This window comes from Salirhabdus sp. Marseille-P4669 (genome assembly GCF_900240405.1).
Taxonomy (GTDB): domain Bacteria; phylum Bacillota; class Bacilli; order Bacillales; family Alkalibacillaceae; genus OEQK01.
Genome location: NZ_OEQK01000001.1, coordinates 510,466 through 536,818 on the forward strand (window position 1 = coordinate 510,466; position 26,353 = coordinate 536,818).

General features: G+C 39.6%; 22 protein-coding genes. 19 read left to right on the forward strand and 3 right to left on the reverse strand.

The window, feature by feature from the left end; genetic code table 11:
- Positions 1 to 3 precede the first annotated feature (3 nt).
- From pqqD to C1A05_RS02290, 3 genes are all read left to right on the forward strand, one after another.
- Positions 4 to 321, forward strand: coding sequence for a pyrroloquinoline quinone biosynthesis peptide chaperone PqqD (pqqD, locus tag C1A05_RS02280; RefSeq protein WP_200816461.1), 318 nt, complete (start codon positions 4 to 6; stop codon positions 319 to 321).
- Positions 305 to 1,405, forward strand: a complete 1,101-nt coding sequence (gene pqqE, locus C1A05_RS02285) for a pyrroloquinoline quinone biosynthesis protein PqqE (RefSeq protein WP_102026548.1) — start codon at positions 305 to 307, stop codon at positions 1,403 to 1,405. The genes pqqD and pqqE overlap by 17 nt, the downstream gene beginning before the upstream one ends.
- Positions 1,406 to 1,549: 144 nt before the next feature.
- Positions 1,550 to 2,800 carry an MFS transporter gene (locus tag C1A05_RS02290; protein WP_102026549.1) on the forward strand — a complete coding sequence of 417 codons (1,251 nt, stop codon included), beginning with the start codon at positions 1,550 to 1,552 and terminating at the stop codon, positions 2,798 to 2,800.
- Between the two features lie 30 nt (positions 2,801 to 2,830).
- Here C1A05_RS02290 and C1A05_RS02295 read toward each other — a convergent pair whose 3' ends face one another.
- Both C1A05_RS02295 and C1A05_RS02300 read right to left on the reverse strand, forming a co-directional pair.
- Complete coding sequence (locus C1A05_RS02295; protein ID WP_102026550.1) at positions 2,831 to 3,904, reverse strand: hypothetical protein; 1,074 nt, start codon at positions 3,902 to 3,904, stop codon at positions 2,831 to 2,833.
- Positions 3,905 to 4,038: 134 nt separating this feature from the next.
- A complete protein-coding gene (locus tag C1A05_RS02300; RefSeq protein WP_102026551.1) occupies positions 4,039 to 5,091 on the reverse strand; it encodes an alpha/beta fold hydrolase in 1,053 nt (350 codons plus the stop codon).
- A 236-nt stretch (positions 5,092 to 5,327) separates the two neighbouring features.
- Between C1A05_RS02300 and C1A05_RS02305 the strand changes: the two genes are divergently transcribed.
- The 5 genes from C1A05_RS02305 to C1A05_RS02325 all read left to right on the forward strand — a co-directional run bounded on the left by C1A05_RS02305 (position 5,328) and on the right by C1A05_RS02325 (position 12,295).
- Complete coding sequence (locus C1A05_RS02305) at positions 5,328 to 7,736, forward strand: PAS domain S-box protein (RefSeq protein WP_102026552.1); 2,409 nt, start codon at positions 5,328 to 5,330, stop codon at positions 7,734 to 7,736.
- Positions 7,737 to 7,972: 236 nt separating this feature from the next.
- Entirely contained in the window at positions 7,973 to 10,381 is a 2,409-nt protein-coding gene (locus C1A05_RS02310; RefSeq protein WP_102026553.1) for a PAS domain S-box protein, read from the forward strand.
- A 210-nt stretch (positions 10,382 to 10,591) separates the two neighbouring features.
- Positions 10,592 to 11,140, forward strand: coding sequence for a DJ-1/PfpI family protein (locus C1A05_RS02315; protein ID WP_102026554.1), 549 nt, complete (start codon positions 10,592 to 10,594; stop codon positions 11,138 to 11,140).
- Positions 11,141 to 11,289: 149 nt separating this feature from the next.
- Entirely contained in the window at positions 11,290 to 11,685 is a 396-nt protein-coding gene (locus C1A05_RS02320; protein ID WP_102026555.1) for a reverse transcriptase-like protein, read from the forward strand.
- Positions 11,686 to 11,830: 145 nt separating this feature from the next.
- Positions 11,831 to 12,295: a CoxG family protein gene (locus tag C1A05_RS02325; RefSeq protein ID WP_102026556.1), complete on the forward strand. Its 465-nt coding sequence runs from the start codon at positions 11,831 to 11,833 to the stop codon at positions 12,293 to 12,295.
- Between the two features lie 183 nt (positions 12,296 to 12,478).
- On the opposite strand, the gene C1A05_RS02330 is transcribed toward C1A05_RS02325, so the two are convergent.
- On the reverse strand, positions 12,479 to 12,817 hold the full coding sequence (locus C1A05_RS02330; RefSeq protein WP_102026557.1) for a DUF3889 domain-containing protein: 339 nt from the start codon (positions 12,815 to 12,817) through the stop codon (positions 12,479 to 12,481).
- Positions 12,818 to 13,045: 228 nt separating this feature from the next.
- Between C1A05_RS02330 and nhaC the strand changes: the two genes are divergently transcribed.
- The 11 genes from nhaC (at position 13,046) to galE (ending at position 26,266) form a co-directional block, all read left to right on the forward strand.
- Positions 13,046 to 14,476, forward strand: coding sequence for a Na+/H+ antiporter NhaC (gene nhaC, locus C1A05_RS02335; protein WP_234998256.1), 1,431 nt, complete (start codon positions 13,046 to 13,048; stop codon positions 14,474 to 14,476).
- Between the two features lie 319 nt (positions 14,477 to 14,795).
- Positions 14,796 to 16,178 carry a bifunctional metallophosphatase/5'-nucleotidase gene (locus C1A05_RS02340; RefSeq protein ID WP_102026559.1) on the forward strand — a complete coding sequence of 461 codons (1,383 nt, stop codon included), beginning with the start codon at positions 14,796 to 14,798 and terminating at the stop codon, positions 16,176 to 16,178.
- Between the two features lie 531 nt (positions 16,179 to 16,709).
- Positions 16,710 to 17,369 carry a sugar transferase gene (locus tag C1A05_RS02345; RefSeq protein ID WP_234998261.1) on the forward strand — a complete coding sequence of 220 codons (660 nt, stop codon included), beginning with the start codon at positions 16,710 to 16,712 and terminating at the stop codon, positions 17,367 to 17,369.
- A 75-nt stretch (positions 17,370 to 17,444) separates the two neighbouring features.
- Positions 17,445 to 18,587: a glycosyltransferase family 4 protein gene (locus tag C1A05_RS02350; RefSeq protein WP_102026560.1), complete on the forward strand. Its 1,143-nt coding sequence runs from the start codon at positions 17,445 to 17,447 to the stop codon at positions 18,585 to 18,587.
- Positions 18,588 to 18,621: 34 nt separating this feature from the next.
- Complete coding sequence (locus C1A05_RS02355; RefSeq protein WP_102026561.1) at positions 18,622 to 19,608, forward strand: polysaccharide deacetylase family protein; 987 nt, start codon at positions 18,622 to 18,624, stop codon at positions 19,606 to 19,608.
- An 18-nt stretch (positions 19,609 to 19,626) separates the two neighbouring features.
- Entirely contained in the window at positions 19,627 to 20,913 is a 1,287-nt protein-coding gene (locus C1A05_RS02360) for an O-antigen ligase family protein (RefSeq protein WP_102026562.1), read from the forward strand.
- On the forward strand, positions 20,910 to 21,644 hold the full coding sequence (locus C1A05_RS02365) for a YveK family protein (protein ID WP_159461974.1): 735 nt from the start codon (positions 20,910 to 20,912) through the stop codon (positions 21,642 to 21,644). The genes C1A05_RS02360 and C1A05_RS02365 overlap by 4 nt, the downstream gene beginning before the upstream one ends.
- Positions 21,628 to 22,308, forward strand: a complete 681-nt coding sequence (locus tag C1A05_RS02370; protein ID WP_102026564.1) for a CpsD/CapB family tyrosine-protein kinase — start codon at positions 21,628 to 21,630, stop codon at positions 22,306 to 22,308. Before C1A05_RS02365 ends, C1A05_RS02370 begins: the two co-directional genes overlap by 17 nt.
- Positions 22,309 to 22,320: 12 nt before the next feature.
- Positions 22,321 to 23,163 carry a peptidoglycan bridge formation glycyltransferase FemA/FemB family protein gene (locus tag C1A05_RS02375; protein ID WP_102026565.1) on the forward strand — a complete coding sequence of 281 codons (843 nt, stop codon included), beginning with the start codon at positions 22,321 to 22,323 and terminating at the stop codon, positions 23,161 to 23,163.
- Positions 23,164 to 23,185: 22 nt separating this feature from the next.
- Complete coding sequence (locus tag C1A05_RS02380; RefSeq protein ID WP_102026566.1) at positions 23,186 to 25,258, forward strand: oligosaccharide flippase family protein; 2,073 nt, start codon at positions 23,186 to 23,188, stop codon at positions 25,256 to 25,258.
- Positions 25,259 to 26,266, forward strand: coding sequence for a UDP-glucose 4-epimerase GalE (galE, locus tag C1A05_RS02385; protein WP_102026567.1), 1,008 nt, complete (start codon positions 25,259 to 25,261; stop codon positions 26,264 to 26,266).
- Positions 26,267 to 26,353: the final 87 nt, after the last annotated feature.

A 26,353-nucleotide genomic window follows, 5' to 3' on the forward strand; every position in this document is an offset into this window, starting at 1 on the left:
GTGGTGGGAGCGATTATCGAAACAGGATACCCGAAGTTAGCGGCGAAGGGACGTTTAAAGTATGACAAAGTGAGAGAGAAGCATCTGTTGCTTTTGCCGGAAAAGGTTGTTGTGTTAAACGAAACGGCGGCTTCTATCCTTGCTTTATGTGACGGAACGCAATCGGTTCAGACCATCACCGAAACATTACGAGCTTCATTGGAGATTAGGGATACAGCAGCTTTCCCGACCTTCGATAAAATGGTAGCAGATGTAACGAAATTTGTTATGGATATGACAGAAGAAGGATGGGTGGTGATCCAGCATGAAAAGACAAGTTGAGCCCCCATTTTCCTTACTTGCAGAGCTAACCCATCGCTGTCCCCTCCATTGCCCGTATTGCTCGAATCCGCTTGAAATGGCATTGAAGGAGCAGGAGCTGTCAACGGAGGATTGGTGCCGAGTATTAACGGAAGCGGCTGAAATGGGTGTGGTGGAGGTGCATTTCTCAGGTGGTGAGCCCCTTTTATTCCCGAATATCGAGGTGCTAGTCGAGCATGCCAATGAATTAGAAATGTATACGAATTTAATAACAAGCGGGGTTGGCTTAACAGAGGAAAAGGTGTATGAGTTAAAAGAGGCGGGATTAGCTAATGTTCAAGTGAGCTTTCAAGCAGCAGACCGTGAGCTGTCGAATCGAATTGGTGGGTATAAGGCATTTGATCATAAGCGAGCGATTGTGGAAGTGATCAAAGAAGCGGGCATGCATTTATCGTTAAATGTCGTGTTGCATCAGTTGAATTTGGATCAATTGGATCGGATTATTCAACTGGCGGAGGAAGTGGGTGCGGAGCGGTTAGAATTGGCGAATACCCAATATTATAATTGGGCTTTACGCAACCGTGACCAGCTGTTACCAAGCAGGGAACAGATTGCACGTGCGCAAAAGGTGTACGAAGCGGAAAAAGAACGATTGGCGAGCAAAATGGAAATCATATGGGTTATACCGGATTACTATGCGGCAACACCAAAACCTTGCATGGGAGGATGGGGGGCAATTGGTCTTACGGTCTCCCCGAACGGCGATGTTCTTCCATGTCCAACGGCTGGTATGATTAAAGGGTTATCCTTTGAAAATGTCCGACATCAGTCTTTATCTTGTATATGGTATGAATCGGATTCCTTTAATCGATTTCGTGGAGAGGAATGGATGCCTTCTCCTTGTCGCACTTGTGACCTCCGACATGAGGATGGTGGAGGCTGCCGGTGCCAAGCCTATGCATTAACCGGGGATGCAACAGCGACAGATCCTGCCTGTCAATGGGCACCAGAACATCACTTAATTGAAGCGGCCATTTCAGGTGCGAACGATGATATGGATAGGCAGGAGAAGCCACTCGTATATCGAAGGCATCCGTCTAAATGATAACGTAAAAGATAAGGTGCTATAGGTGTTTTACCTGTAGCATCTTTTTGTGTGCACTCCCCCTTTTGCATAAAGTCAGGAACATTTTGGAATGCTTAAAACAAATGCATAAAATGCTTAGCATTGTAAAAGTGGGGGGAAATTATGTTTTTTCGAACGGTTTTCGTAAGCGACATTCATCCGATGGCGCGAAAGCTGATGCTCGTGAATGCGTTGCGTAGTATTGGACAAGGTATGCTCGTTGTTGTTTTAGTATTATACTTGGCAGAGCTTGGCTGGGATTCAGTCACGATTGGGGCTGTGCTTACAGCGGGTGGATTATTAAGCGTCATGCTTGCTCCTTTTATTGGGATTATTAGTGACAGATTTGGTCGTAAGCCCTTTGTCATTTGTTCCGAGCTGTTAACAGCCTTGTGTGCGGTCGTTGGAATCGTCACGACAAACGGAATATTATTATTTTTCGCAATAGCCCTTGCTGGATTTGGAAAAGCGGATGCAGGCTCCTCCAGTCCCTTTGCACCGGCAGAGCAAGCGTGGCTCGCATCCTTTATTAAATCCTCGGATCGGGGGAAAATATACAGCTTTCATAACGCCCTCAGCTTTTTTGGCTTGGCAACAGGGGCACTGTTCGTCGGAGCCATGAGCTTTGAAACAACCTATTTTGGAATCTCTTCCTATCAGATGCCTTTTTATATTGTTTTATTCCTATCGCTACTTTCTCCTATCATTCTTTGGACGATTACGGATAATAGGAAGAAATCGACTACAATTGTAAAAATCGACGAAGAGCTGGAAAAGGGAATTGCAAAAAAAGAGAATGCAGCTGTTTGGAAGCTTGCGGGCATCAATGTGTTAAATGCGATAGCAATCGGATTAACAGGTCCGATGATGACCTATTGGTTTTCGGTAACGTTTGGGGCTAGTCCGACGCAAATTGGAGGGACGTTGGCATTTACCTTTTTTGCAACGGGAATCGCATCGATTTTACAAGCGGGATTTTCCCATAAGCATGGTGCGGTTCGTTCTGTCGTTATTGTGAGGAGTATTGCAAGTCTGTTTCTTTTGTTGATGCCGCTCGTCCATTCGTATGCGATTGTATCGGTCCTTTATATTTTACGTACCTCGTTAAACCGTGGAACCCAAGGTGCTCAGCAGGCGTTAAGTGTGAGTCTTACCCGGGATGTGCGGCGTGGGTTTGCATCTAGTGTGAACCTCTTTTCCATGCGACTGCCGATCTCAGTGGGACCTTATATTACGGGACACTTATTTAGCTTAGGTGCCTTTTCAACTCCTTTTTATCTTGCGTCTGGATTGCATTTTGGATTTGTGTACTTGTATGGCAAAACATTTAGCAGCTATGATGCGGAAATGAAATTAAATCCGTCCTCGAGCTAAACAGTAAAGAAGGCAGTAAGGAATTGTCCCTTACTGCCTTTCCATCGTAATGCTAACCCTTTTTAAATTATTGTTGTAGTAAACGAGTTCAAAGGTATTTTCACTCGTAACATAAATCAAGAAGTTTCGTTTCACCGGCTCGTCACTCGGTATTAGGTTATCCTCCTCATCCGAAAAGCCTTCATATAAATAAAGCTTATACGCGTTTTGGTCTAATTGTTCGAGCTCATAATAAATCAGTCCAGGTATTTCATTTGTATTTACGATGTGGTTTTCCATCATTAGCGTATGCTCGTCCATAAAGTTCATGCTCGCTAGCAATTGTGGGCCATCCATAATGGTTTCCTCGTATGCCGCCCAATTCCCATGTAGTAGCGGGACATGTACAAGCTTTTCCTCATTTGGATATTGTAAAGGCATAAACTTATAAACAAAGTCATAGAGACCCATTTCAGAGCCTGTTACTTCCTCAGTTTTCGATTGTTCAATTCCCTTATAATATGGTGCTGCGGATTCACTTCCAGGATATTTCAACAACGCCTCTGAAACGGCAGAATAGTAGGAGCCTTTGTAATAATGGTAGCCTTGATAGTAGGCAAACTCATCGCCATTTGGATTCGCAACGGGTGATGCAACGATTGCTTCATCTATACTGCGAAAGCCCATCATCACACCATCAGGATTAATCATGGTCATGTTTTTATATCGGGTACCATCAGCATCCTCGTATTCTTTGTAGGAACTATATTCTGATTCATAGGTAATGATTGGATATTTCTGCTCGGTTTGTTGAAATTCTTTTATGATTTTACGTGTGCTGGATTCTGGACTAGACTTTTCCTCTGAAGCATTCACCTCTTCCGCACTTAAAACCTCCGTATCTTGGTCGACTGTAGTTGTTTCCGCTGTAGCTTCTGTTTCAGAAGGGTTCGAGAATATTTCCTTTAAACTAATTGTGGTGAATACCGTACCAACAATTAAAAAAGGCAAAAAGAGAAAAATCATTTTATACGAATTCTTGAAAATACTATTGGCGATCAAAATAATAGATAGTAGTAAAATAGTAATTCCTGTTCCAATTAAAATATAGTAGACATTTTCCAATAATGGTTCCTCGCTTTGTCGTGTTGTAAGCCTATTATATCATGTGGAGGAAAATAGATTTAGGAAAATATATTCAAATATTAACCTTTACTAGTACTTTTTATATAGGAATATTTGAATGTGTTACCCTTTCTTTAAACTGCAGTATCCAATAATTCCTTTAAATACCCATCAACCTGTGCAAAATATGCTTCTCCCTCACTTCCAAACAATCCAAAATGGCCACAAATACTATGAATTACTTTCAATTCACTATTTGGAATGAGCTTCTGCTCGGCTTCGCAATCTCGTACAGGGAAAAACATATCCTCATCAATTGGCATGACGTATGTTTTGGCTTTTATTCTACCAAGGGCCTCTTCTAGGTTTCCGTCTGTCATTCTACTAACATCTCCACGTTGCCATTTCCAAGCGATTGTTAACAGTGCATTCGGATCCATGTCTTGGAAAAGGGGGCGGAGGAAGCCATCTGTAAATTCTTCCGCTGTTCGCACTCCGAATAATGTCCATTTTTCTTGTTTGTAAAACTCTGTTGATAGCCCCATCACAGCCCAAATATCAGCATGTCTTCCTAATCCATCTGCTACCTCGATATGTGATGAATAGTTACCATCTTTCCAGCCGGAATCCGACGTAATGGCATCCATCAATGTTTTGGTAAACAAAAAGTCATGCATCGTATTTTTTGCAGTACCGGCAATAGGTGCAGCACGCTTTACCATATCTGGAAATCGAACTGCCCATTCGTAGGTTTGTTGTGCCCCCATAGATCCCCCAACCACTAAAGCAATTTCTTCAATTTCGTACTTTTCGGTTAAGAATTGATGCTGGGCGCGGACGTCGTCTCCAATACGTACTTTTGGGAAGTTTGCCATTGCAATGGGCTCTGGACTGTTGTGTGGAGAACTGGACAAGCCATTTCCGATTTGATTGATTAATACGATGAAGTACTTCGTTGGATCGAGCGCTCGTCCTTCACCAATGTAAGGGTCATATGCGAAGTGCGTTCCGGAAAACCAAGTGGGTATCACAATCACATTGTTTTTTGCTTGATTTAGCGTGCCATATGTTTTATAAGCAAGCTTGCAATCTGGAATTTGTCCACCATCCTCCAAGGTAAAATCCCCAATACGATACATCTCATATTCACCATGGAACTCTGATGTATAGTACTTGTTTTCTATCATTTGTATCCCTCCTAAAGGTTTTGATAGTTAAGTATATTTCCTGAATTTATGGAAAAGAACAGAATTTGTATATCATTTTGTCGTAAAAGATTCAGTGAGGTGAATGGAAATTTGTGCCTATAAAATTTACAAATATTTGGTTTTAGTATTGCTTTGTAGTATGATTATTTATATAAAGTAGGTTAAAATACCTATAAAATGATAGTCTTGTTTCTTGGCTAGAGGGGGACATCGCGATGGAATTTTATTCGAATCTAGAAGAGTTAACTACAATATTTGATGCTATGGATGATTTCGTATTTTTAATGAAGATAGAAGAAAATTCATTGCGATATCTATATGCAAATGATGCTGCGAAGCGTATTCGCAAGCATAACAATATAATAGGCTCTATGATAGAAAATGTATTACCGAAAAGAGCAGCAGATTTTTTAATTGAAAAATATCATGAAGCCGCCAATACGAAAAAGAAAGTTTTATTCGAGGATACGTTTTATTCACAAAGTGGCTTAATTATTGGGGAAACCTCTCTTAATCCACTAGAATCAGAGGATGGGCTATGTCGTTATGTTGTTGGGATTACGAGGGATATAACTGAAAGAAGAAAGCAAGAAGCCGTTTTGAAGGAAGCGAAAAGAAAGCATATACGAACGAATAAAAGGCTTCAATCTTTAGTGAATCATAACAACGAAGGCGTTTTTGAACTCGATTTAACAGGTCATTTTTTAAGTATTAATGATAAAGCATTGGAAATAACAGGTTTTCAACGAGAAGATGTTATTGGAATGTCTTTTCAGTCATTTATAACAAACGATGATAAAGAGGAAGTACAAGGTCATTTCCAAAATGCATTACTCGGTAGAAATAGAGAATTGGAAGCTTGGGTTTACAAATATAACGGCGACAAGGTGCTTGTGGAGATTAAGGGAATTCCAATTATTGTGGATGATCAATTGGAAGGCATATATTGTATTGTGAATGACATTACCGAGAAACGTCGCTTGAAGTTTCTTTTAGAAGAAAGAGAGCAAAAATATAGATCGTTATTTGAGCACCATCCAGACCCGATATTTACCCTCAATCGGGAAGGTGTAGTAGTAGCTGGTAACCGGAGTACAGAAAAAATAACAGGGAATTCAATTGAAAACTACGTTGGAAAATCATTTATGGAATTTCTTTTTCCTGAAGACATGAAGAAGGCAGTTCATTATTTTGAAAAGTCCATTAAGGAAAGAAGTGCTCAGACCTATGAAATATCTTTCCAACATGAAAATGGTCAAATTAAAGACATACTGATAACCAATGTACCGATAATAGTCGATCACGAAATCATTGGTGTGTACGGACTTACTAAGGATATAACAGAAGAGAGGCTCTATCAAAGGGTATTATATGAAACGAAAGAAGAGCTAGAATCTTTCTGGAATTATACAGCAGATCCAATCTTTTTATTTTCAGAAGGTAGGATGGTGAAGGTCAACCCAGCTTTTGAGCAAATGTTTGGATTTACGGAGGCGGAAGTTCGAGAAGAAGGAAAAAACTTAACAATTCCGTATGAATATAGTGATGATCCTATGGAAATTAGTGAACGAATTCGTAGTGGGGAAATCATTACGTTATTTGAAACAAAAAGAAAAACCAAAACAGGGGAACTATTAGATATTATTGCAACCTATACCCCGATTAAAAATGCTGAAGGGGCCATTATAGGTGGGACGGCTTTTTATAAGGATGTTACGGAATATAAAGATGCACAAAGGGAGCTTTTAAAAGCAGAAGAAAAGTTCCGATTGATAACAGAGAATGCTTTTGATGGAATAAAGGTGTTGAATAGGAAGGGTATTGTGGAATATGCTTCACCATCCTATGAGAAAATAATGGGTTATTCACCAGCGGAGCTAGTGAATGAGCCGTTTGATAAATATTCAGATCGTGAAAGCTTACATCATTTAATTCAAGAGTTTCGTGCTGTCGTTAGGGGGAAAGAAAATACACCACTTGAAGCAAGACTAAAGCATAAGAATGGTCATTGGAAATGGGTCGAGATTACGTTAGCACCGATTGAAGAAGGAAATGAAATTAATCAAGTGGTCTGTATTGCGCGTGATATAACAGAAAAGAAAAAGCAGCAACAGGTGTTGGAAAAGTTAGCCTTTCATGACTATTTAACGGGATTGCCAAATAGAAGAGTATTTGATGATACATTAACGGAAGCATTGATAGATGCAAAGAATAATAGTAAACAAATTGCAGTAATGATGCTAGATGGGCTAAGATTCAAAGAAATTAACGATTCATTTGGGCATGATGCAGGAGATGAAGTCATTCGTGAATTAGCAAGACGAGTACAGGGATGTGTTCGTAAAACGGATGTTGTGGCTCGATTTGGAGGAGATGAATTAGGAATTATCGTTCGGGAGCTTGATAGTGAGAAGCGAGCCATTGGTATTGCAGAACGAATCATTATGGCATTGCATAAGCCTCTCTATTACAACGGTCACATAATTGAATTTGGTGTAGGAATTGGGATATCCTTTTATCCAGAACACGGTCAAAGTAAAAAGGAGCTCATCAAATTAGCTGACAATGCTCTGTATGAGGCAAAGGGATTAAAGGTTAGCTCTTATAAAGTATACAGAGTCTAGTATTCTAGGCTCTTTTTTTATCTCCGAAAGATGCTGTTTGTCTCTTTCTATATTTAGGATATTATCTGAATTTATAGTCTTTCGTTGTGGTAAGGTGTTTTCATTTTTTTTGGAGATAAATAGAGTTATACTACTTTAGTAATAAAATTTGGAGATTATTGGAAAATAAATCTTGTATATCTAGATTTTGGATATAAAGGGATTTTTATATAGATATTTAGTTAGGAGAAATCATCATGACTAGTATTTCGAGCATAATACGTAACTTAACTGGAATTTTTGGAGCTATTGATGATTTAGTATTTTTCATGAGAGCGGTTCAAGGCTCTTTTCGATATGAATATGCGAATGAATCGGCATTAGCTTTATTAAATATAGAGGAAAAGACGTTAATTGGAAGTTTGATGGAGGACGTATTACCGAATGACATGGCACGTTCGTTAATCGACAAGTACAATGAAGCGATAAACGACAATAAAAAGGTTGTTTTTGAGGAAAGATTGGCAATGCAGAATGGTTTCGTCATTGGGGAAACATCCTTAACTCCTCTCGTATTCGATGATATCCCATATGTACTAGGGATTGTTCGTGACATTACCTCTAGAAAGAGAAGTAATGTGGAGCTAAATCATACGAAAGTAGAATTAGAAAGAAGCAACAAACGGCTTCAATCATTAGTAGATCATAATGGTGATGCCATTTATGAGCTAGATTTAGAAGGTAATTTTAAAAGTTTTAATAAGAAAGCATTAGAAATCACAGGTTACTCCAAAGAGGAACTAATGGCCTTGAAGTTTAGTGATTTATTAGTAGAAGAGTACAAAGCAGAATTGCTAGCTCACTTTAACGATGGGCTTCAAGGGGAGCAGCAAGAGTTTGAGGGATGGATTTATAATCGAAAAGGAGAAAAAATTCTCCTGGAAATCAAAAGTATACCGATCCTTATTGATGGTAAGCTTGAAGGTATATATGGCATCTCCCGTGATATTACCGAGGAAAGAAAGCTGAAAAAACTACTAGAGGAAAACAGGCAAAAATATGAATCGTTGTTTGAACATCATCCAGATGCGATTTTTACTTATGACATCGAAGGCTATTTACTAGATGGGAATAAGAGTGCTGAAAAATTCACAGGGTATTCAAGAGATGAAGGATTAGGTACAAATTTTGCGGATTATATTGTACCTGAAGATGTAGAGAAATCGATGCATCACTTTCATAAAGCGATTGAGGAAAAAAGTGCTGAATCCTGTGAAATAGCCATGCAGCGTAAAGATGGTCAGCGAGTGGACCTATTTGTGACGAATGTTCCGATTGTAGTGGATCATGAAGTAATCGGTGTTTTTGGCTTAGCAAGAGATATTACAGCGGAAAAGCATGCGCAAAAAGTAATTCGCGAAACGAAAGAAGAGCTAGAATCCTTTTGGAACTATTCGGCAGACCCTATTTTCTTTTTTGCGAACAATCAAATTGTAAAAGTAAATCCTGCTTTTGAAAAGATGTTTGGGTTTACCGAAAAGGAAATGCTTCAGGATGGCACGATTAATGTTCCTGCCCATTTGAAGTGGGACCATTTTGAAATAAACAGACGAATCCAAAAGGGTGAAGTAATCAAGCTTTATGAAACAAAACGCCTCACAAAAGCTGGTGAGCAATTAGATATTATTGCTACGTACACGCCGATTAAGAACGATAAAGGCGAAATCATAGGAGGAACGGCTTTTTATAAGGATGTTACCGAATATAAGGAATACCAACGAAAGCTCTTAAAAAGTGAGGAGAAATTCCGTCTTATTACAGAGAATGCCTTTGATGGAATCAAACTTGTCAATACATCAGGTATAGTTGAATATTTATCGCCATCCTATGAAAGGATCATTGGGTATACGGAATCGGAATATATGAACAAACCGTTTGGAAGTATCTATCAAGGAGAAGAGAGAGACAAACTGGAAAAGGAATTTCGTGATGTGCTAAGTGGGAAACGGAATTCGCTCTTAGAAGTGAAGCTACAACATAAACGTGGACACTGGATATGGCTAGAAGTAGCAATGGCTCCTATTATGGAAGATGGGAAAATGAATCAAGTAGTTTGTATTTCTCGGGATATTACAGAGCGAAGAAAGCAGAGGGATGTACTAAAGGAATTGGCTTATCATGACTATTTAACAGGACTACCGAACCGTCGAGTGTTTGATGACCGATTGGAACAGGGGATTGAAGCTGCAAAACAAAACAATAAGAAGCTCGCAGTTATGATGATAGATGGTTTGAAATTCAAAACAATTAATGACCATTATGGCCATGATGCTGGGGATGCGGTATTAAAGGAATTAGCCATTCGCATCCAGTCTTGCGTTCGAAAAACAGATATCGTTGCAAGAATAGGCGGAGATGAGATGGGGGTTATTCTAGGGGATTTGGATTCGGAGAAAGTTGCAATCGGGATTGCCGAGCGCATTGTAAAATCCTTCGAAAAGCCACTCGTTTATAATGGCCAAGACATACAGATGGGCGCTGGCGTCGGAATCTCCTTCTATCCAGACCACGCAAGCGTAAGAAAACAACTAGTGAAGCTTGCAGACTATGCCTTGTATGATGCGAAGGAATTGGAGCAGAGTGCGTATCGGATTTATTCTTGTTGAGAGCGTGCAGGGGGTTTGGGGGTGCCTGGCACGCCCCGGGATTTGCTGGAATTTGTCGAATTGGTGTCCGCTTGTTTGGTGGGGGTGCCTGTCACTCCCCGAATTTTGTCGAATGCTAGACAATCTTCAATCTTTACAATTTTTTGGGACTAATCCTCCCCTTCTAGGAATATATTTTTACCATATATTCTTTTTGGGGGAGGAATTTTGATGTCTAAGAAGGTTTTGATTCTGGCAGGGGATGCGGTGGAAGCTTTAGAAATCTATTATCCTTATTTTCGTTGTTTAGAAGAGGGGTATGATACAACGATTGCGGCAGCGGATGCCAAAAAACTACATACGGTTGTCCATGATTTTGTTGGCTGGGAAACGTATACAGAAAAGCCGGGTTATCTTATTGAGGCTACGAAAAGCTTTGCTGAGGTAAACCCAGCTGATTATGATGCATTGATCATTCCAGGTGGTCGTGCTCCGGAGCACATTCGACTAAATGAATATGTACCTGGCATCGTAAGCCATTTCTTTGTTGCTAAAAAGCCAATTGCAGCCGTATGTCATGCGGCTCAAGTGTTAACGACGGTTAAGGAGCACTTGCAAGGTAGAGAAATGACTGCTTATATTGCATGTAAACCAGAAGTGGAAGCAGCTGGCTCGACCTATATTCAGGAACCCCTTCATACCGATGGGAATCTAATCTCTGGGCATGCATGGCCTGATATGCCAGGATTGATGAAGGAGTTTGTGAGGCAGGTTGGTTGAGTGTGCCTGGCACCACCCGAAATTTGTCGAATACGAAGGAAGTGCCTCTATAGGTGCTTCCTTTTATTTTGCAAGATTTCCATCCCTCTTTTGAGAAAGGATATTATCTTGTATAATCAAGGCATCATACTTAAAGGAGCGAGCCTAGTTTGATTGAAGTTTATACAGATGGAGCGGCAAAAGGGAATCCAGGAGAAAGTGGTGCTGGAATTTATATAAAAGCGAGCGGGAAAGCATATGAATACAGCTTTCCGCTTGGTGTCTTATCCAATCATGAAGCAGAATTTATGGCAGTGATAAAGGCATTGGAAATTTGTAAGGAGTCATTTCCTAATGAAATATTATCGTTTCGCTCCGACTCTCAAGTTGTGGTACATGTAGTCGATCAAGATTACACAAAAAACAAGACATTCTTGCCTTTACTTGAAAATATTCGAGAGCTATCAAGTGCATTCCCATACTTTTTTATTAAATGGATACCTGAGAAGCAAAATAAGCATGCTGATGAATTAGCGCGAAAAGCGATTCGGATGCAGGCGCAGTAAAAAAACGCACTGGGGACAAAACGCATAAATCAGGTTTATAAAGCGGAGAGGGTACATGGGATGAAAACTAGCCCTTGAACCCTCTTTTATTAATCATAAAATTGTTCTCCCACTCATAATTATGTGTTATGAAGGAGGTAGGCCAATGCCAAGTGGAATGCATCAGATTGAGCTAGATATTCCCATTCAAAACATTTGGGATTTCGTTAAAGATATGGACAAGTGGGCACCATTGGTTCCGGGTTATATGGAGCATGAAAAACTGAACGAAAAACAGTCTACATGGAAGTTTAAAGGAGATGTTGGGGTCATTTCGAAAATGATTAGCCTTCGGGTTGACATTACAAAATGGCAGGAGCCAACAACGGTGACGTTTGATTTAAAGGGTCTTACGGAGAATGTGAAAGGTGGCGGATACTTTGAAGCCGAAGCCTTAAGTGATCGGAGAACGAAAATGACAGGATACTTGGATATTACCGCCAAGGGCATGATGGGGCCGGTAATCAATAAAGTATTAAAAACATTTGCTCCGAAAACGACAAAGGAATTATGTACTGCCATAGCAAGTAAGATTGTGGAGCGAGAAGCGTTAAAAGTGCGCGCGAGGTAGGTTGAGGGTGCCTGGCACGACCCGAATTATGTCGAATGGATTTATACATTTATATATGGAAATTAGTACAGGGGGAACGATTCGCTTTTGGATTTGTTCCTCTTTTGTTGTGCCTGGCACGCCTTGAAATTTGTCGAACGCTCCATCAAAAAGGACAGCCTATACCAGCTGTCCTTAAAACCATTAGGATCCTCTTTTCTCCTGAAACGTAATATCCTTCACTTTCTCTGTTTCGTTATGAAATGTAACGTTAACGAAAACCGCAAAATCCTTACCATCGTTATTTAATATGAATTTAAACTTCTCAACGGAATAGGTTTTGTTCTTCTCTCTGCCTAGGTGAAGATAATCAACTATATTGGATTGTGGATATTTGGTACTTGTTTCTTTTACCGCGATTTTTCCCCATTTCACATAATCAGGAGCCTTGTTTTCATAAGCTGCTACCTGTTCGGCTGAGTAGGCGTAAGGAAGTAAACCAAAGGCAAATATGCAAAATAAGAGAACAAGCTTCTTTTTCATCTGTATACCTTCCTTTTTTTCTTATTTTGCATCAAAACCAATCTGTTATACATTCGATAAAGTTCGCTATAAAATAACTTAAACAGAATATTTTGAAAATTTAATAATTTGTGGTATAATAATCTTACCCCATTTTTTTACCCGTATCCTTCACTTACGTATGCTTACAACTTTTCTAAGAACTTTCAAAAAATAATATTCAATTTTTCCTCATGATGGAAGGGTTGAATGAAAAGGAGTGTATGGATGGAAAAGATTATTAAAAAGCCAACATTCGTTTATTCGCTATCGATATTATTGATGGTTATTGCAATCATCACTGTAGGATTACTGTTCTTTGATGCCTCTGTTCAAATCATGCTGTTTATTTCCTTAATGCTTGTTATCCCATTTGTGATGCGTTTAGGTTACTCCTATCAAGATGTGGAGAAACAAATTTTCACCTCCATGCTACGAGCTTTACAACCAGCTCTCATTTTAATTGCAGTTGGTACGTTGATTGGTGCTTGGATAGCTTCCGGTACCGTCCCCGCCTTAATTTATTATGGAATCCAATCGATATCTCCTCAGTTCTTTTTAGTTACAACCTTAATTTTCTGTTCGCTTGTATCCCTTGCTACAGGTTCCTCATGGGCAACATTAGGTACCGCGGGTGTAGCGATGATGGGAGTAGGCTATAGTTTAGGTGTTCCAGTTGGGTTAACTGGAGGTGCGATCGTTAGTGGAGCGTATTTCGGTGACAAAATTTCTCCCTTATCCGATACTACCAACCTAGCTCCAGCTGTAGTTGGGACTGATATTTTTACCCACATAAAGCACATGCTCTGGACAACAGTTCCGGCCTACACAATAACCGCCATTATCTTCACTATTATTGGATTAAACAGTGGGGGTGGCAGCGTTAATTCGGCGGAAGTGAACACACTAACGAGCTACCTTACTGATACTTTTAATCTCGGTTTTGTTCCCTTTATTCCTGCCGTTGTCCTCTTTACTTTACTCATCATGAAAAAGCCTGCCATCACCTCGATTTTTGTAGGTGCCATGGTTGGTGCAGTCGTGGCGATTGTTTATCAGGGCTTTGCAATTGCGGATGTATTTGCTGTTTTGTATAGCGGCTATGCAGCGGAATCCGGGATTGCTATTGTGGACACCCTTCTCATTCGGGGCGGACTTTTAAGTATGTTGCCGATGATGCTAATTTTCTTGATCGCTTTAGGGCTTGGCGGGCTTTTGGAAAAGTCGGGAATATTGGAGACAATCATTCGTTCCTTTGCCAGTAAAATTAAAAGCACCGGGATGCTTACCTTTATCACCTCGATTTCCTCATACCTCACATTAGGCCTGGGAGGTACGTTCTCGTTCGCCGGTGTGATGACGGGTACAGTTATGAAACCGGTATATCAGAGATTTAACTTGCGACCCGAAAACCTGTCCCGGACGATGGAAGACTCTGCAACCCAAAGTGCACCGTTACTCCCATGGACAGCTAGTGGGGTATTCACTGCCACCGCACTAGGAATACCGGCGACTGCTTATATACCATTTTCCTTCTTAGCAATGTTCACTTTATTCTTCACGCTGTTGTACGGGTTCACTGGATTTACGATGAAAAAGGAGGAGCGAATAGAGGAGTCAGAAGAGGAGCTTCCCGCTTAAAGGATAGATTAAGGAATGGAAAAAGATCGGTTCATTGGAATCGGTCTTTTTTATGTTTAGGGTGTTGAAATTATAGGAAGTAATAAATGTTTAACTCGGCTTATTGGATTCTACATTATGGCCATTGCGTTTTTTTGCATGAGGTAATTAAAGCAGTTCTTCTCCGAAGGCAACCGCTCAATTTTATGTGGGAATATTCCCGAAAATAAGATAAAATATGGAATAATGTGTATCTAGGGAGATGTTTATGCGAGAGTTTTGAGTGCCTGGCACCACCCGAAATTTGTCGAATAAAAATATCTAGCATTTGGAGGAAAATATGAACCTAAAAATTATCCATACAAACGATCTACATAGTCATTTTGATAATTTTGCAAGAGTCGTAACCGTAATAAAGGAACACCAGGATGAAAACACCGTAACCTTAGATGGTGGCGATTTTGCGGATTTCAAAAGCATTGAACTACAAGGGACAAGAGGCCTTGCTGCCGTTGAGTTACTGGAATACGTAGGATATGATGCGCTCACGATTGGTAATAATGAAATGTTTAATGGGGTCGACACCCTTCAGCTAATGGCTACGGAAAGCAAGCTCCCATTCCTTAGCAACAATTTATACAAAAAGGATAGAAGTAATCTCAATGGAGTTGTTTCTAGTACCATTTTAGAGAAGAATGGTTTGCACCTATTGATTACAGGTTCTTCACCGGATTTAGATGGATTTAATGATGGTCTTGGCATCTATGTCACCTCTTTTAAAGAGGAATTACAAAATGTGTTAAAGGCAAATCAAGGAAACTATGATATTTGCATTCTACTAAGCCATATCGGAACAGAAGCAGATGCACAGCTTGCCCAAGAGGTGGAGGGCCTTGATATTATTATCTCCGCCCATGATCACCAGCTTTACACAGAGGCGAAGCTAATCAATGGAGTCATTATGAATAGTGCCGGGAATTACGGTGAACATGTTGGTATCATGGAGGTAGAAGTGACAGATAATCAAGTAACGTTAATCGATTCAAAGACCATTGCCACAAAAGACTCACCATCTGATGAGGGGATTTTATCCATTTTAAAAGTGAACAAAGCAAAAGCGGAAGAAAATTTGAGTCAGCCTTTGTATGCATTGCAGGAGAGCCTGTGGCATGATGTCATCGAAGAAAACCCAATCACCAACCTCATTGCGGATGGATTGAAGGATATGTTGGATTGCGAGCTAGGCATAATGAATAGCGGCATCGTGAATGCGGGTGCGTTTTCGTTTATTTCCAAAAAGAAATTAATCGAAATTTGTCCTTCTCCACTTAATCCGACTTCCTTTGAGATACAAGGAAAATACATTCGCCAGGCATTAGAGGCATCTTTAGACTCGCAAACATGTCTAGCAGATGGAAGAGGACCTGGCTTTAGAGGAAAATATGTAGGGAGACTGCATGTATCAGGTGCAACGATTCAACATGATGGCAAGCACATTACAGAAGTACTTGTTGGAGATGAGCCACTGGATGATGAAAAATGGTACAAGGTTGCAAGCTCGGACTACCTGCAGCGCGGGTCCGGTTATCCAACACTCGCCAATAATCGTAATGAAAAGTACTTAGCAGAAGAAATCAAAGATGTCATTCGGATCTATGGGGCCAAGGAGGAGTATGTTCAGTGCTCGTTCAAAAAGCGTTGGGTTCTTAACAGGAACGAATAAAAGAATATCTTAAAAAGGTCTATTATTTATATGTAAGTAGTTTTCGTTTTGGGGTACATAGAAACAAAATATGCATTAGTAATTGTATACCAAAATACATAGATATTACTCCTTCTAAGAACGGGGATTTTAGTTAAAGAAGAACAATACAGTATAAGAGCTTGGTAATAGCCCAAGTTCTTTTTTTATTTCCTGTAATAAATGAAAAGCATCCTCTTTTGTCACTTAATTTGCAACACTACAATCCCTATTTCACTCCTTCAAAAACACCTGTAATTTACCCTTCATTTTCAAGCGCGATTTCCTATTAACCATTGGTACAACAACAAAACGTGAGCAATAAATTATATTAAAACATCGAACAAATCGACCATACCTAATGTTTCTTTAGGCCTATCATGGCATTGACCAATCGGATTTTAGTCGTATTCACATATTTATATGTCAACTTTTCCCTTAAATTTGGAATAGGACATTATAGCCATTACATATGATTTTGTAATAATACAAGTTGGTAAAGGAGGGGAGGTAGTGCACTCCAATAATGTAAATAATTTTTTTAAAGATTACGGATTAAGCATCGTAACGTATCGGAACTTGAACAAAGCAGTAGGCTGGAATCGATTTATGAAGCGTACCTTTGATCTTTTTTTCTGTATGCTAGCTTTACCATTTGCCATAATAGTTATTATTGCTTTTTCGCTGCTTATTCGATTGGATTCTAAAGGCCCGGTATTTTATACCCAGATTCGAGTTGGACTTGATGGGAGGTATTTTCGGGTATTTAAGCTCAGATCCATGTACATAGACGCAGAAAAAGATGGAGAAAAGTTTGCGGTTAAAAATGATCCTAGAGTAACAAGAATTGGAAGGATCATGAGAAAAGCAAGAATTGATGAATTGCCACAAATTTATAATATTTTAAAAGGGGAGATGTCCTTCATTGGCCCGCGTCCAGAGCGGCCAATGTTTACGGCACAATTTGAAACCATTTGTCCTGGCTTCACAAAACGATTAATGGTGAAGCCTGGCTTAACAGGATTTGCTCAAATTAATGGTGGCTATACGAGCTCACCAAAAGAAAAATTACAATATGACCTATACTATATGGAACATCAAAGTATCTTGCTTGATTTTAAAATTTTGTTGAAAACGATAATAATACTCTTCAATGGTGATGGGGCACGTTAATTTTTTAGATAGAATTGTTCGTTATATAGAAATAAATTTCGTTACAGATAAATAAGATAAGGAAGGAGGGACAAAATGAAATGTTTAATCGTTACAACGCTGGAAATACAAGTCTCTGCATTCTTGATTCCACATATTCAATTGTTAGAAGAGATGGGGTATAACGTTACAGTTGCAACCTCCTTTACCAATCAGAAGAAGCTCCAAGACAGATTGCCAAATGTAAAACTCCATCCAGTTCCTTTTTCTAGATATATAAAAAATCCATCAAACATTCGCGCCTTCTTTGAAATGAAAAAAGTACTAACACAAGGTTTTGACCTAATTCATGTCCACTCACCTATTGCTTCCTTTGTTACTAGATTAGCGGCCAAGCGAGGTACATCCATTCTTTATACTGCACATGGCTTTCATTTTCATGAACAAGGGTCTAGCATGTCAAACAAAATCTTTTATGCTGCGGAAAAGCTAGCTGGATATAAAACGAGCAAGGTCATTGTAATGAATGAGTATGATCACAAAAAGGCGCTGTCGTTTCTACCACAGGAGAAGGTTCATTTCATAAATGGGATTGGAGTAGATGCAAATCTGTACCATATGGAGCACTACCCTTTTGCCAAACGTCAGGATATAAAAGCGAAACTAGGAATACCTCCTGATAAAAAGGTAATAACACATGTAGCGGAGTTTAACGAAAATAAACGTCAAATAGATGTCGTAAAGGCAGCGGAAAAATTGAAGCAACAAAATCAAAACTTCGTAATCTTATTCGTTGGGGAAGGGGAATTACTAGAAAGTATTAAAAAGGAGATTCATAGCTTAGGCTTAGAAAAAGAGATGACGTGTTTAGGGTTTCGAACTGATATTCCGGACATCTTAAGTATTACCGATATTGGATTACTCGTTTCCATGCGGGAAGGATTGCCAAAGTCCTTAATGGAGATGATGGCGATGGAGATTCCAATAATCGGAACCAATATACGTGGGATAAGAGACTTGATTCGACATGGGGAGCATGGATATTTAGTCTCGCCACAAAGTCCAGATGAGCTGCAAAACGTCATTCTGCATCTTTTGGAAAACGATAAAGAGCGACAACAAATGGGAGCACGAGGAAGAGTAGAAATCCAAATGAAGTATGACTTACCTATTATTCTTGCAGAGATGAAGCGAATCTACGAGGACGTCCAATATAATGCTGTTCATCCACAATTGTGATTGGAGCTATTAATGCTAATAGGTGGTGCTAGGTATGAAATCTAATGGAATATTGGTGATATCGCTAGATTTTGAATTGAATTGGGGAGTTTTTGATGTATTTCCATTAGAGGATTATGAAAAGAACATAAAAGGAGCTCGAGAAGCTATCCCTTTTATCCTAAAGGAATTTCAAAAGCATAACATCCATGCTACTTGGGGGATTGTTGGATTTTTATTTTTCTCGAATAAACAAGAACTAGTAAACGCTGTACCGGAAGTGAAGCCAACGTACATAAATAAGAGCCTATCCGCATATTCACATATAGAAAATATAGGTGATAATGAAGAGGAGGACCCCTTTCACTATGGTGCTAGCTTAATCCGAGCCCTTCGAACCTATCCCAATCAGGAAATAGCAACACATACGTTCAGCCATTATTATTGCTTAGCTGAGGGACAAAGTGAGCTACAATTTGAAGCGGATATAGCATGTGCTGTCAAGACAGCAGAAAAAAATGGCTTTGATACCAACTCGATTATTTTTCCGAGAAATCAGCAAAATCCAGCATACGCCTCCATTTGTGAAAAGTATGGAATCCATGCCTACCGAGGGAATGAGGAGCATTGGATATACAATCAAACACCAAAGCAAGGCTTAATCCAACGAGCTTTACGATTAATAGATAGTTACGTAAATCTTACGGGACGACATATATACGACATTGCTACCCTTCCACATTCTTCTAATCTCGTTACTATTCCTTCTAGTAGATTCCTCCGCCCATATACAAGGAAACTGAAATGGTTAGAGCCCTTAAAAGTAAAGCGAATCAAACAGGAGATGACCGAAGCCGCACGAGAGGGGAAAATGTACCATCTTTGGTGGCATCCACACAATTTCGGTTATCCATTAAAGGAAAATATGCACATCCTACAGCAGATTATCGCTCATTACAAAGCGTTAAAAGATCAATTTGGTATGGAGAGTTGTACGATGCATGAGGTTTATAAGAAATGGCATCAACAGACACATAAATGATAAAAATGTGGTGTTTTCATGAATCCCTTAACAAAGCAAATTAATTTCTTACTCATACGATTACTGGTCCTTTTTATTCCGTTCCTATTTCACCTAGATATGGTCGTTTATCTAAATGTCTCCCTTGCGGATATCGTTTTGGGAATCCTGTTGCTAGGACTGCTATGTGATAAAGAAAATCGAGTTTTCCTAGCAACGGTTAGTAAAAAGTACCACCTAATCCTGATCTATATGCTGCTTTTAATCTATTTTTGTTCGGTCAGTATGCTCAGCTATTTTGCACATTACGATGTCAATATCCCTTATGGTTTTTCTGCTATTTTAAAATTATCGTTTAATTTTCTCTATGTCATTACCTTTTTAGTCCTATTAGAACGGTATAAAGAGGAAATACTAACGGTCATTCTAAAGAGCTGGAAATTTGCCGCTGGAGTTATTTCGCTATTATGTATTTTAAGTGTTGTTCTTTATCGAATGGGAATAGATAATGGTCTGACATTAGGTGGGAGAGCACAAGCCACATTAAATGATCCTAACATGGCCGCTCTGTACCTAATTGTTTCCTTTTCCGTTATATCGATATTATCATTTCAGTTACAAAAAAAGGTCGTCGTGAATTTTACTCTTTTGTTGGTATTGGTTGCCCTTATTTTAACGGCCTCTCGGGGTGGGATTTTAAGTTTAGGAGTCGGCTTTTTATTTGTTTTCTGCATCAGTATATTTTCAGGTAGGATAAAGGATTTATTGGTGTTTCTCGGGATTTCCATCGTTTTTTCCTTCCTTCTTTTGTGGCTTTATCATTCTACAGATGTTTTAAACTTTGCTATGGAGCGGGTGTCTGAAATAAGTGTGGAAGAAGAAGGAACCTCTCGTCGGCTATTTTTATGGAGCACTGCGATATTGATGTGGGAACAAAGCCCACTTATTGGTGTTGGGATTGGTCAATATATCCCGTATTCCAATGAGGTCGTTGGCTACACGATATCCAATATCCCTCATAATACATATCTTACCTTTTTGGCGGAGACCGGGATATTTGGCTTTTTGGCATTCCTTTGGTTTCCAATCTATTTGTTCCTATCGCTCACGTTACGATTCATAACAAGTGGAGCACGTTTGTATTTTTACGTACTGATTGGATTTGTTGCGATCTCCATTCAAGCATTGTCCATTAATGTAGAGAATATCCGCTTTATATGGATTTTTTACACGCTCATTTATTATGTGCTAAGTCGCATTCCAAATGAAGAAATCTACCAAACTCGTAATCGTTCATGGAAAAACGAAGGAGGTGTCAGAGAATGAAGGATACGGTAACCATACAGGAGCTATTTCATGCGATAAAGAAAAGAGTTCTGTTTATTATTCTCCTTACGTTTAGTTTGGTGGGCATCGCAGCAGTGCTCAGTTATTTTGTGATCACACCGATGTATGAAGGCACATCGCAGTTCATTGTCATTCAACAGGAAAGCGAGAACATACAGCTTAGCGTTACGGAGTTCGAAACAAGTGTAGAGCTCATCGATACGTATAACGAAATTATCAAAAGTCCCTTTATTTTGGAAAAGGTGATAGATGAATTGGATTTAGCCATTCTACCGGAAGCGCTTGAAAAGAGAATTGATGTAACTAGTAATGAAAATTCCCAAGTGGTGACCATTTCTGCAATTGCGGAAAGCCCTGAAGCAGCTGCAACCTTAGCCAATACAGTGGTGGAGCAGTTTCAAAGTACCATCCCTACCATCATGCGAATCGATAATGTTCAAGTTTTGTCCAGTGCAAAACCAAGCTTAGCGCAAGACCCAATTCGTCCGAGACCGATATTGAACATGTTTATAGCTACCGTAATTGGACTAATGACAGGCGTTGGAGCGGCGCTTTTGATGGAGTTTTTCAGTACAAAAGTAAAGACGGAAAAAGATCTTGAAATGATGGAGTTCATCGTATTGGGTGTCGTTTCCGAGTATCAAAGCAAAGGAGGGAAAAATAAAGAAATGACACTTGTTCATAGGAGGAGGGGTGAAGTTGAGGAATAACAAAAAGAAGCAAGAGAGTCGATTGGTTACACTTGAGCGAGGGAACAAACAAGCAGCAGAGCAGTTTCGGACGATTCGATCCAATTTGCATTTTGCTGGGATCAAAAAATCGTATAAATCCATTGTCGTCACTTCACCTAAATCTGGTGATGGAAAAACAATGACCGCTTGCAATTTAGCGACGGTTATAGCTCAGGAGGAGAAGAAGGTTTTACTTGTAGATGTGGATTTAAGAAAGCCTAGCGTACATCATGTGTTTCAAACGCGTAATGAAGTTGGTTTAAGTCAATTTTTAATCGGAAAGGCAGCGTGGGAAGAGGTTCGATTGCATACCTATATTTCCAATTTGGATATTGTGACGAGTGGCTTAATTCCACCTAATCCATCTGAATTAGTAAGCTCTATTCAAATGAAGGATTTTTTGGAGAAAGCAAAGGAATTATATGATGTCATTATTTTGGATACCCCGCCTGTGCTTGTTGTTACAGATGCCACTTTAGTTGCGAATCAATGTGATGGTGTACTACTCGTCGTCCGTGCGAAAAAGAATGATCGGAAAGAGGTAGAGAGAGTGAAGGAGCAGCTTCAGTTTGCAGACGCTTCTCTCATTGGCACCATTTTAAATGGGGTAAAGCTGCCTAAAGATAATTACTACTATAGGTAAGGAGATAGACGTATGACCCAAATTCCATATAAGCGTGGACTTGTTAGAATGCTAGATGTTTACGGGAGTACGAATGTCGAGGATAAAATGCAAGCGGATGTTATGATTTGCTCTAACGTATTAGTGCCCTCCCATTCAGAAAGAAGAGATGTACCACGAAAAGGGTGCCTACCAAGCTTCGGGAAAACGTTAATCCTTGATCTCAAGAAAACAGAAGAGGAGCTTTTTGCTGCGATACATAAAAATGCAAGATATAAAATTAACCGTGCAATGAAACGAGATTCAATCTACCACAAGTCCTACACCAATCCTTCAGATAACCTGCTTGAACGATTTATCGCATTTTTTGACACCTTTTCGAAAAACAAAAAAATACCTAAAGCCAATATGGGAAGGCTAAAGGAGCTTCGAGCGCAAGGAGCAATTCTACTTTCCTTTGTGGAGGATGAACAAGAACAGATTCTATGCTCCCATGTACATGTCGTAAATGGCAGGTGTTGCTCCTTGTTACACTCTGCCTCTGCTCGCTTTGACAACCGGGATATTAGAAATGTGATCGGAAGGGCCAATCGCTATCTACATTGGATGGATATATGCGAGGCGAAATCCATGGGAGTGGACTGGTATGACTTCGGAGGATTATTTGTCGATTCTAAAAGTGCAGAAGAAGAGCACATTAACCGATTTAAGAAGGAATTTGGCGGTCAGGAAGTAGATGTGGACAAAAGGATTTATCCAAATTCGATCATTGGCAAAATGGTCGTCTTCCTATTCTGGGTGAAAATGCGTAAAAGACCAGAATTTTTACGGGGAAAAGCAAAATGGCAGCAGCGCTATTCCATATCCGATACGTAAGGAGTAAAAGAGGCGAGCTTCCGTGGTGAAAAAATTATCCCTTAAGAAAAATATCATTTGGACTTTTTTTGGCAGTGCAGTCTATTCCTTTACCCAATGGCTACTCCTTATTGTGATTGCGAAGCTTGGAACTGCAGAAATGGTAGGACAATATGCATTGGCTCTAGCGGTAACCGCGCCTATTGTTATGTTTTGTGATATGAAGCTGCGGCTAGCATTTGTTACGGATACGAAAGGGAATGCTAGGTTTGGTCATTACCTAGGTGCTCGACTAATAACGAGTGGCGTTTCCCTTATTCTGATTTTACTTTTACTGTTTCTCTTTAACTATGATCGTGAAATGGCCATAATTACGCTATTAGTAGGGATGGCAAAAATAATGGAATCCATTGGCGATATGTTCCACGGACAAATGCAGAAAGCGGAGCGAATGGACTACATTTCCATCTCGAATATGGTAAGGGGATTCCTAACGGTTCTTGTATTTTTCATTGTCCTTCTTCTTACGGATAGCTTGATTTATGCATTAATTAGTCAAGTGATGACATGGACAGTGATTTTATTTGGATTTGATTGCGTCATTGCCAAGCGATATGTTTCCATTAAACCAGATTTTTCAATGAAACGGATTCGATTGCTCCTTCAAGTCGCCTTGCCGCTAGGAATTATGGCCCTGCTCAATTCCTTTAATACAAATATTCCGAGTTACATGGTCGAATACTTTTTAGAAACGGAAGAGCTTGGCTATTTTGCAGCTTTGATTTATATCGTATTTGCAGGAAATCGGCTAGCCAATTCCTTAAGAGAGCCAGCTGCCCCTCGTTTAGCACAGCTTTACAATCAACAAAATTGGTTAGGGTTTCGAAGGTTCCTCGTAACCTTTTTACTCATTGGTTTTTTACTTGGGATTCTAGCTGTTGCTATAGCATTTTTCATGGGGGATTATATTTTATCCGTAATCTACAGTCCGGAATATGGGAATTATACAAGTATTTTTATTCTTCTTATGGTTTCCATGATCTTTAGTATTCCTTCTATGTTTCTAGATACTGGTTTATTGGCAATCCGTCGCTTTACCATTCAACCTTTTCTAGCATGTATTTGGGTCGTTGTGAGTTTCTTAGCTTGTATAATACTAATTCCTGCATTCGGGCTGTTGGGAGCGACTTATGCCGTAATTCTGTCTTGTGCAACAAAAGCTATAAGTCAATTTATCGTTTTAATATATAGCTTGCGAAAAATGCAGGCTGGAAATAGGAAAGGAGGGGACAACTTGACCCTACAAGAGGTTCGGCAATATGCGAAAAGGGATTACACCCATTCCTATTATTTACAAGCACAGAGGCAAGCAGGTCTTTATGTTACCTGGATGTTATTGAAATGTTTTCCGGCGATTACAGCTAATGTTGTAACCATTAGTATGCTGCCACTATCTATTTTATCAGCAGGTTTGATGTACTTTGCTGTGACGGATTCCAACCTTTCCTTTCTTTTTCTCTCATTTATTTTGTCGGTTTTCACGTTAACGCTCGACTGTGCAGATGGGAATATAGCTCGAATTAAACAAACCTCATCGATTCGTGGTGTTTATTTAGATCGATTGGTCCATAATATCGCCCATCCATTATTTTTTCTTGTAGTTGGATTTGCTTTTTATTTGAGTAGTGATCGTATTCTGTATGTAATTGTCTTTATCATAGCAGCTATTTTAAGTGAATTATCCCCACTAGATGTTTCAAGGAAGGATACAGAAGCATTATTTATTCGTCAATTATTACACCAGGAAACCTTAAACTATGATTATAAAACCCACCAAGCAGCTGTATCAAATCCAAACTCGGCGAAGACACCTACAAAGCCTTCCACTTTTAGTAAAGTGGTCAAAACGATATTAACCATAGACATGTTTTACGTAACGATATTGCTTGATTTGTTAATTTTCAAAGAGCAATATTTTCTATCTAGTAGTCTAGCAGTCTTCTTTATCGTTGGAATGATATATTCAAAATCCTCAACGCGTCAGTGGGAGGAAGCCTTAGAAGATACGTTGAAAATGCTTTCCGGTCAAAAAGATCGTTCCAAAGGAGATGATTGATTGGCTGTACTTGTTACGGGTGGTGCAGGTTATATCGGGAGCCACATTTGCTTGGAGTTAATCGAGTGTGGCTACGATATTGTGGTCGTTGATAATTTCTCCAATAGTAAATTCGAAGCTTTAAGAAGGGTTATGGAAATGGGGAATCAATCGTTCCCTGTTTACAACCTTGATTTACATAATCAAAAGGAATTAAGCACCATTTTTGACAGACACTCGATTGATGCGGTTATTCATTTAGCAGGCTATAAATCGGTTCGGGATTCAACGATCGACCCAATAAACTATTATTGGAATAACATCGTGAGTACTCTGACTCTTTTAGAAGTAATGCAAATGCAGGACGTGTATAAATTGGTGTTTAGTTCGTCGGCAACCGTATACAAAGCATCCGACAAAATGCCCATTACAGAGGATTATCCCTTAGAAGCATGTAATCCATATGGTCGGACCAAGCTAATCATTGAACAATTATTAAAGGATGTACACGATTCAGACCCAAATTGGCATATTACGATTTTGCGTTACTTCAATCCAATCGGAGCTCATAAAAGCGGACGTATTGGCGAAGATTCGAATGGAACACCAAATAACCTAGTTCCGTACCTATCCAATGTTGCAATTGGCAATTATCCGAAGCTCTATATTTTTGGGAATGATTACCCTACAAAGGACGGTACTGGTGTACGAGATTACATCCATGTTGTAGACCTAGCGAAAGGACATATTCGTGCCCTATCGCGAATGGAAGATATGAAGGGACTAGAGGTGTTTAATTTGGGAACGGGAACTGGGTATAGCGTGCTAGAATTGGTCAAAGCATTTTCCCAAGTGTCGAAAAAGGAAATAGCATACACCATTACATCCCGACGCAATGGAGATGTTGCCGAATGTTATGCCGATGTAACAAAGGCCAACAACCAACTAGGATGGCAAGCCGAAAAAGACATCCACGAAATGTGCCAAGACGCATGGAGATGGCAGCAGCAAAACCCAAATGGATATTAGGGGGGTGCCTGTTAGGGGGGTGCCTGTCACTTCCCGAAATTTGTCGAATTCCTTTTAAATTATGTTGACTTTTCTGTGAGTCGAATC

Coding starts and splice junctions, on each gene's coding strand:
- pqqE (WP_102026548.1), top strand. CDS start 305: ATGAAAAGACAAGTTGAGCCCCCATTTTCCTTACTTGCAGAGCTAACC.
- C1A05_RS02290 (WP_102026549.1), top strand. CDS start 1,550: ATGTTTTTTCGAACGGTTTTCGTAAGCGACATTCATCCGATGGCGCGA.
- C1A05_RS02300 (WP_102026551.1), bottom strand. CDS start 5,091: ATGATAGAAAACAAGTACTATACATCAGAGTTCCATGGTGAATATGAG.
- C1A05_RS02305 (WP_102026552.1), top strand. CDS start 5,328: ATGGAATTTTATTCGAATCTAGAAGAGTTAACTACAATATTTGATGCT.
- C1A05_RS02310 (WP_102026553.1), top strand. CDS start 7,973: ATGACTAGTATTTCGAGCATAATACGTAACTTAACTGGAATTTTTGGA.
- C1A05_RS02315 (WP_102026554.1), top strand. CDS start 10,592: ATGTCTAAGAAGGTTTTGATTCTGGCAGGGGATGCGGTGGAAGCTTTA.
- C1A05_RS02325 (WP_102026556.1), top strand. CDS start 11,831: ATGCCAAGTGGAATGCATCAGATTGAGCTAGATATTCCCATTCAAAAC.
- C1A05_RS02330 (WP_102026557.1), bottom strand. CDS start 12,817: ATGAAAAAGAAGCTTGTTCTCTTATTTTGCATATTTGCCTTTGGTTTA.
- nhaC (WP_234998256.1), top strand. CDS start 13,046: ATGAAAAGGAGTGTATGGATGGAAAAGATTATTAAAAAGCCAACATTC.
- C1A05_RS02340 (WP_102026559.1), top strand. CDS start 14,796: ATGAACCTAAAAATTATCCATACAAACGATCTACATAGTCATTTTGAT.
- C1A05_RS02350 (WP_102026560.1), top strand. CDS start 17,445: ATGAAATGTTTAATCGTTACAACGCTGGAAATACAAGTCTCTGCATTC.
- C1A05_RS02355 (WP_102026561.1), top strand. CDS start 18,622: ATGAAATCTAATGGAATATTGGTGATATCGCTAGATTTTGAATTGAAT.
- C1A05_RS02360 (WP_102026562.1), top strand. CDS start 19,627: ATGAATCCCTTAACAAAGCAAATTAATTTCTTACTCATACGATTACTG.
- C1A05_RS02365 (WP_159461974.1), top strand. CDS start 20,910: ATGAAGGATACGGTAACCATACAGGAGCTATTTCATGCGATAAAGAAA.
- C1A05_RS02375 (WP_102026565.1), top strand. CDS start 22,321: ATGACCCAAATTCCATATAAGCGTGGACTTGTTAGAATGCTAGATGTT.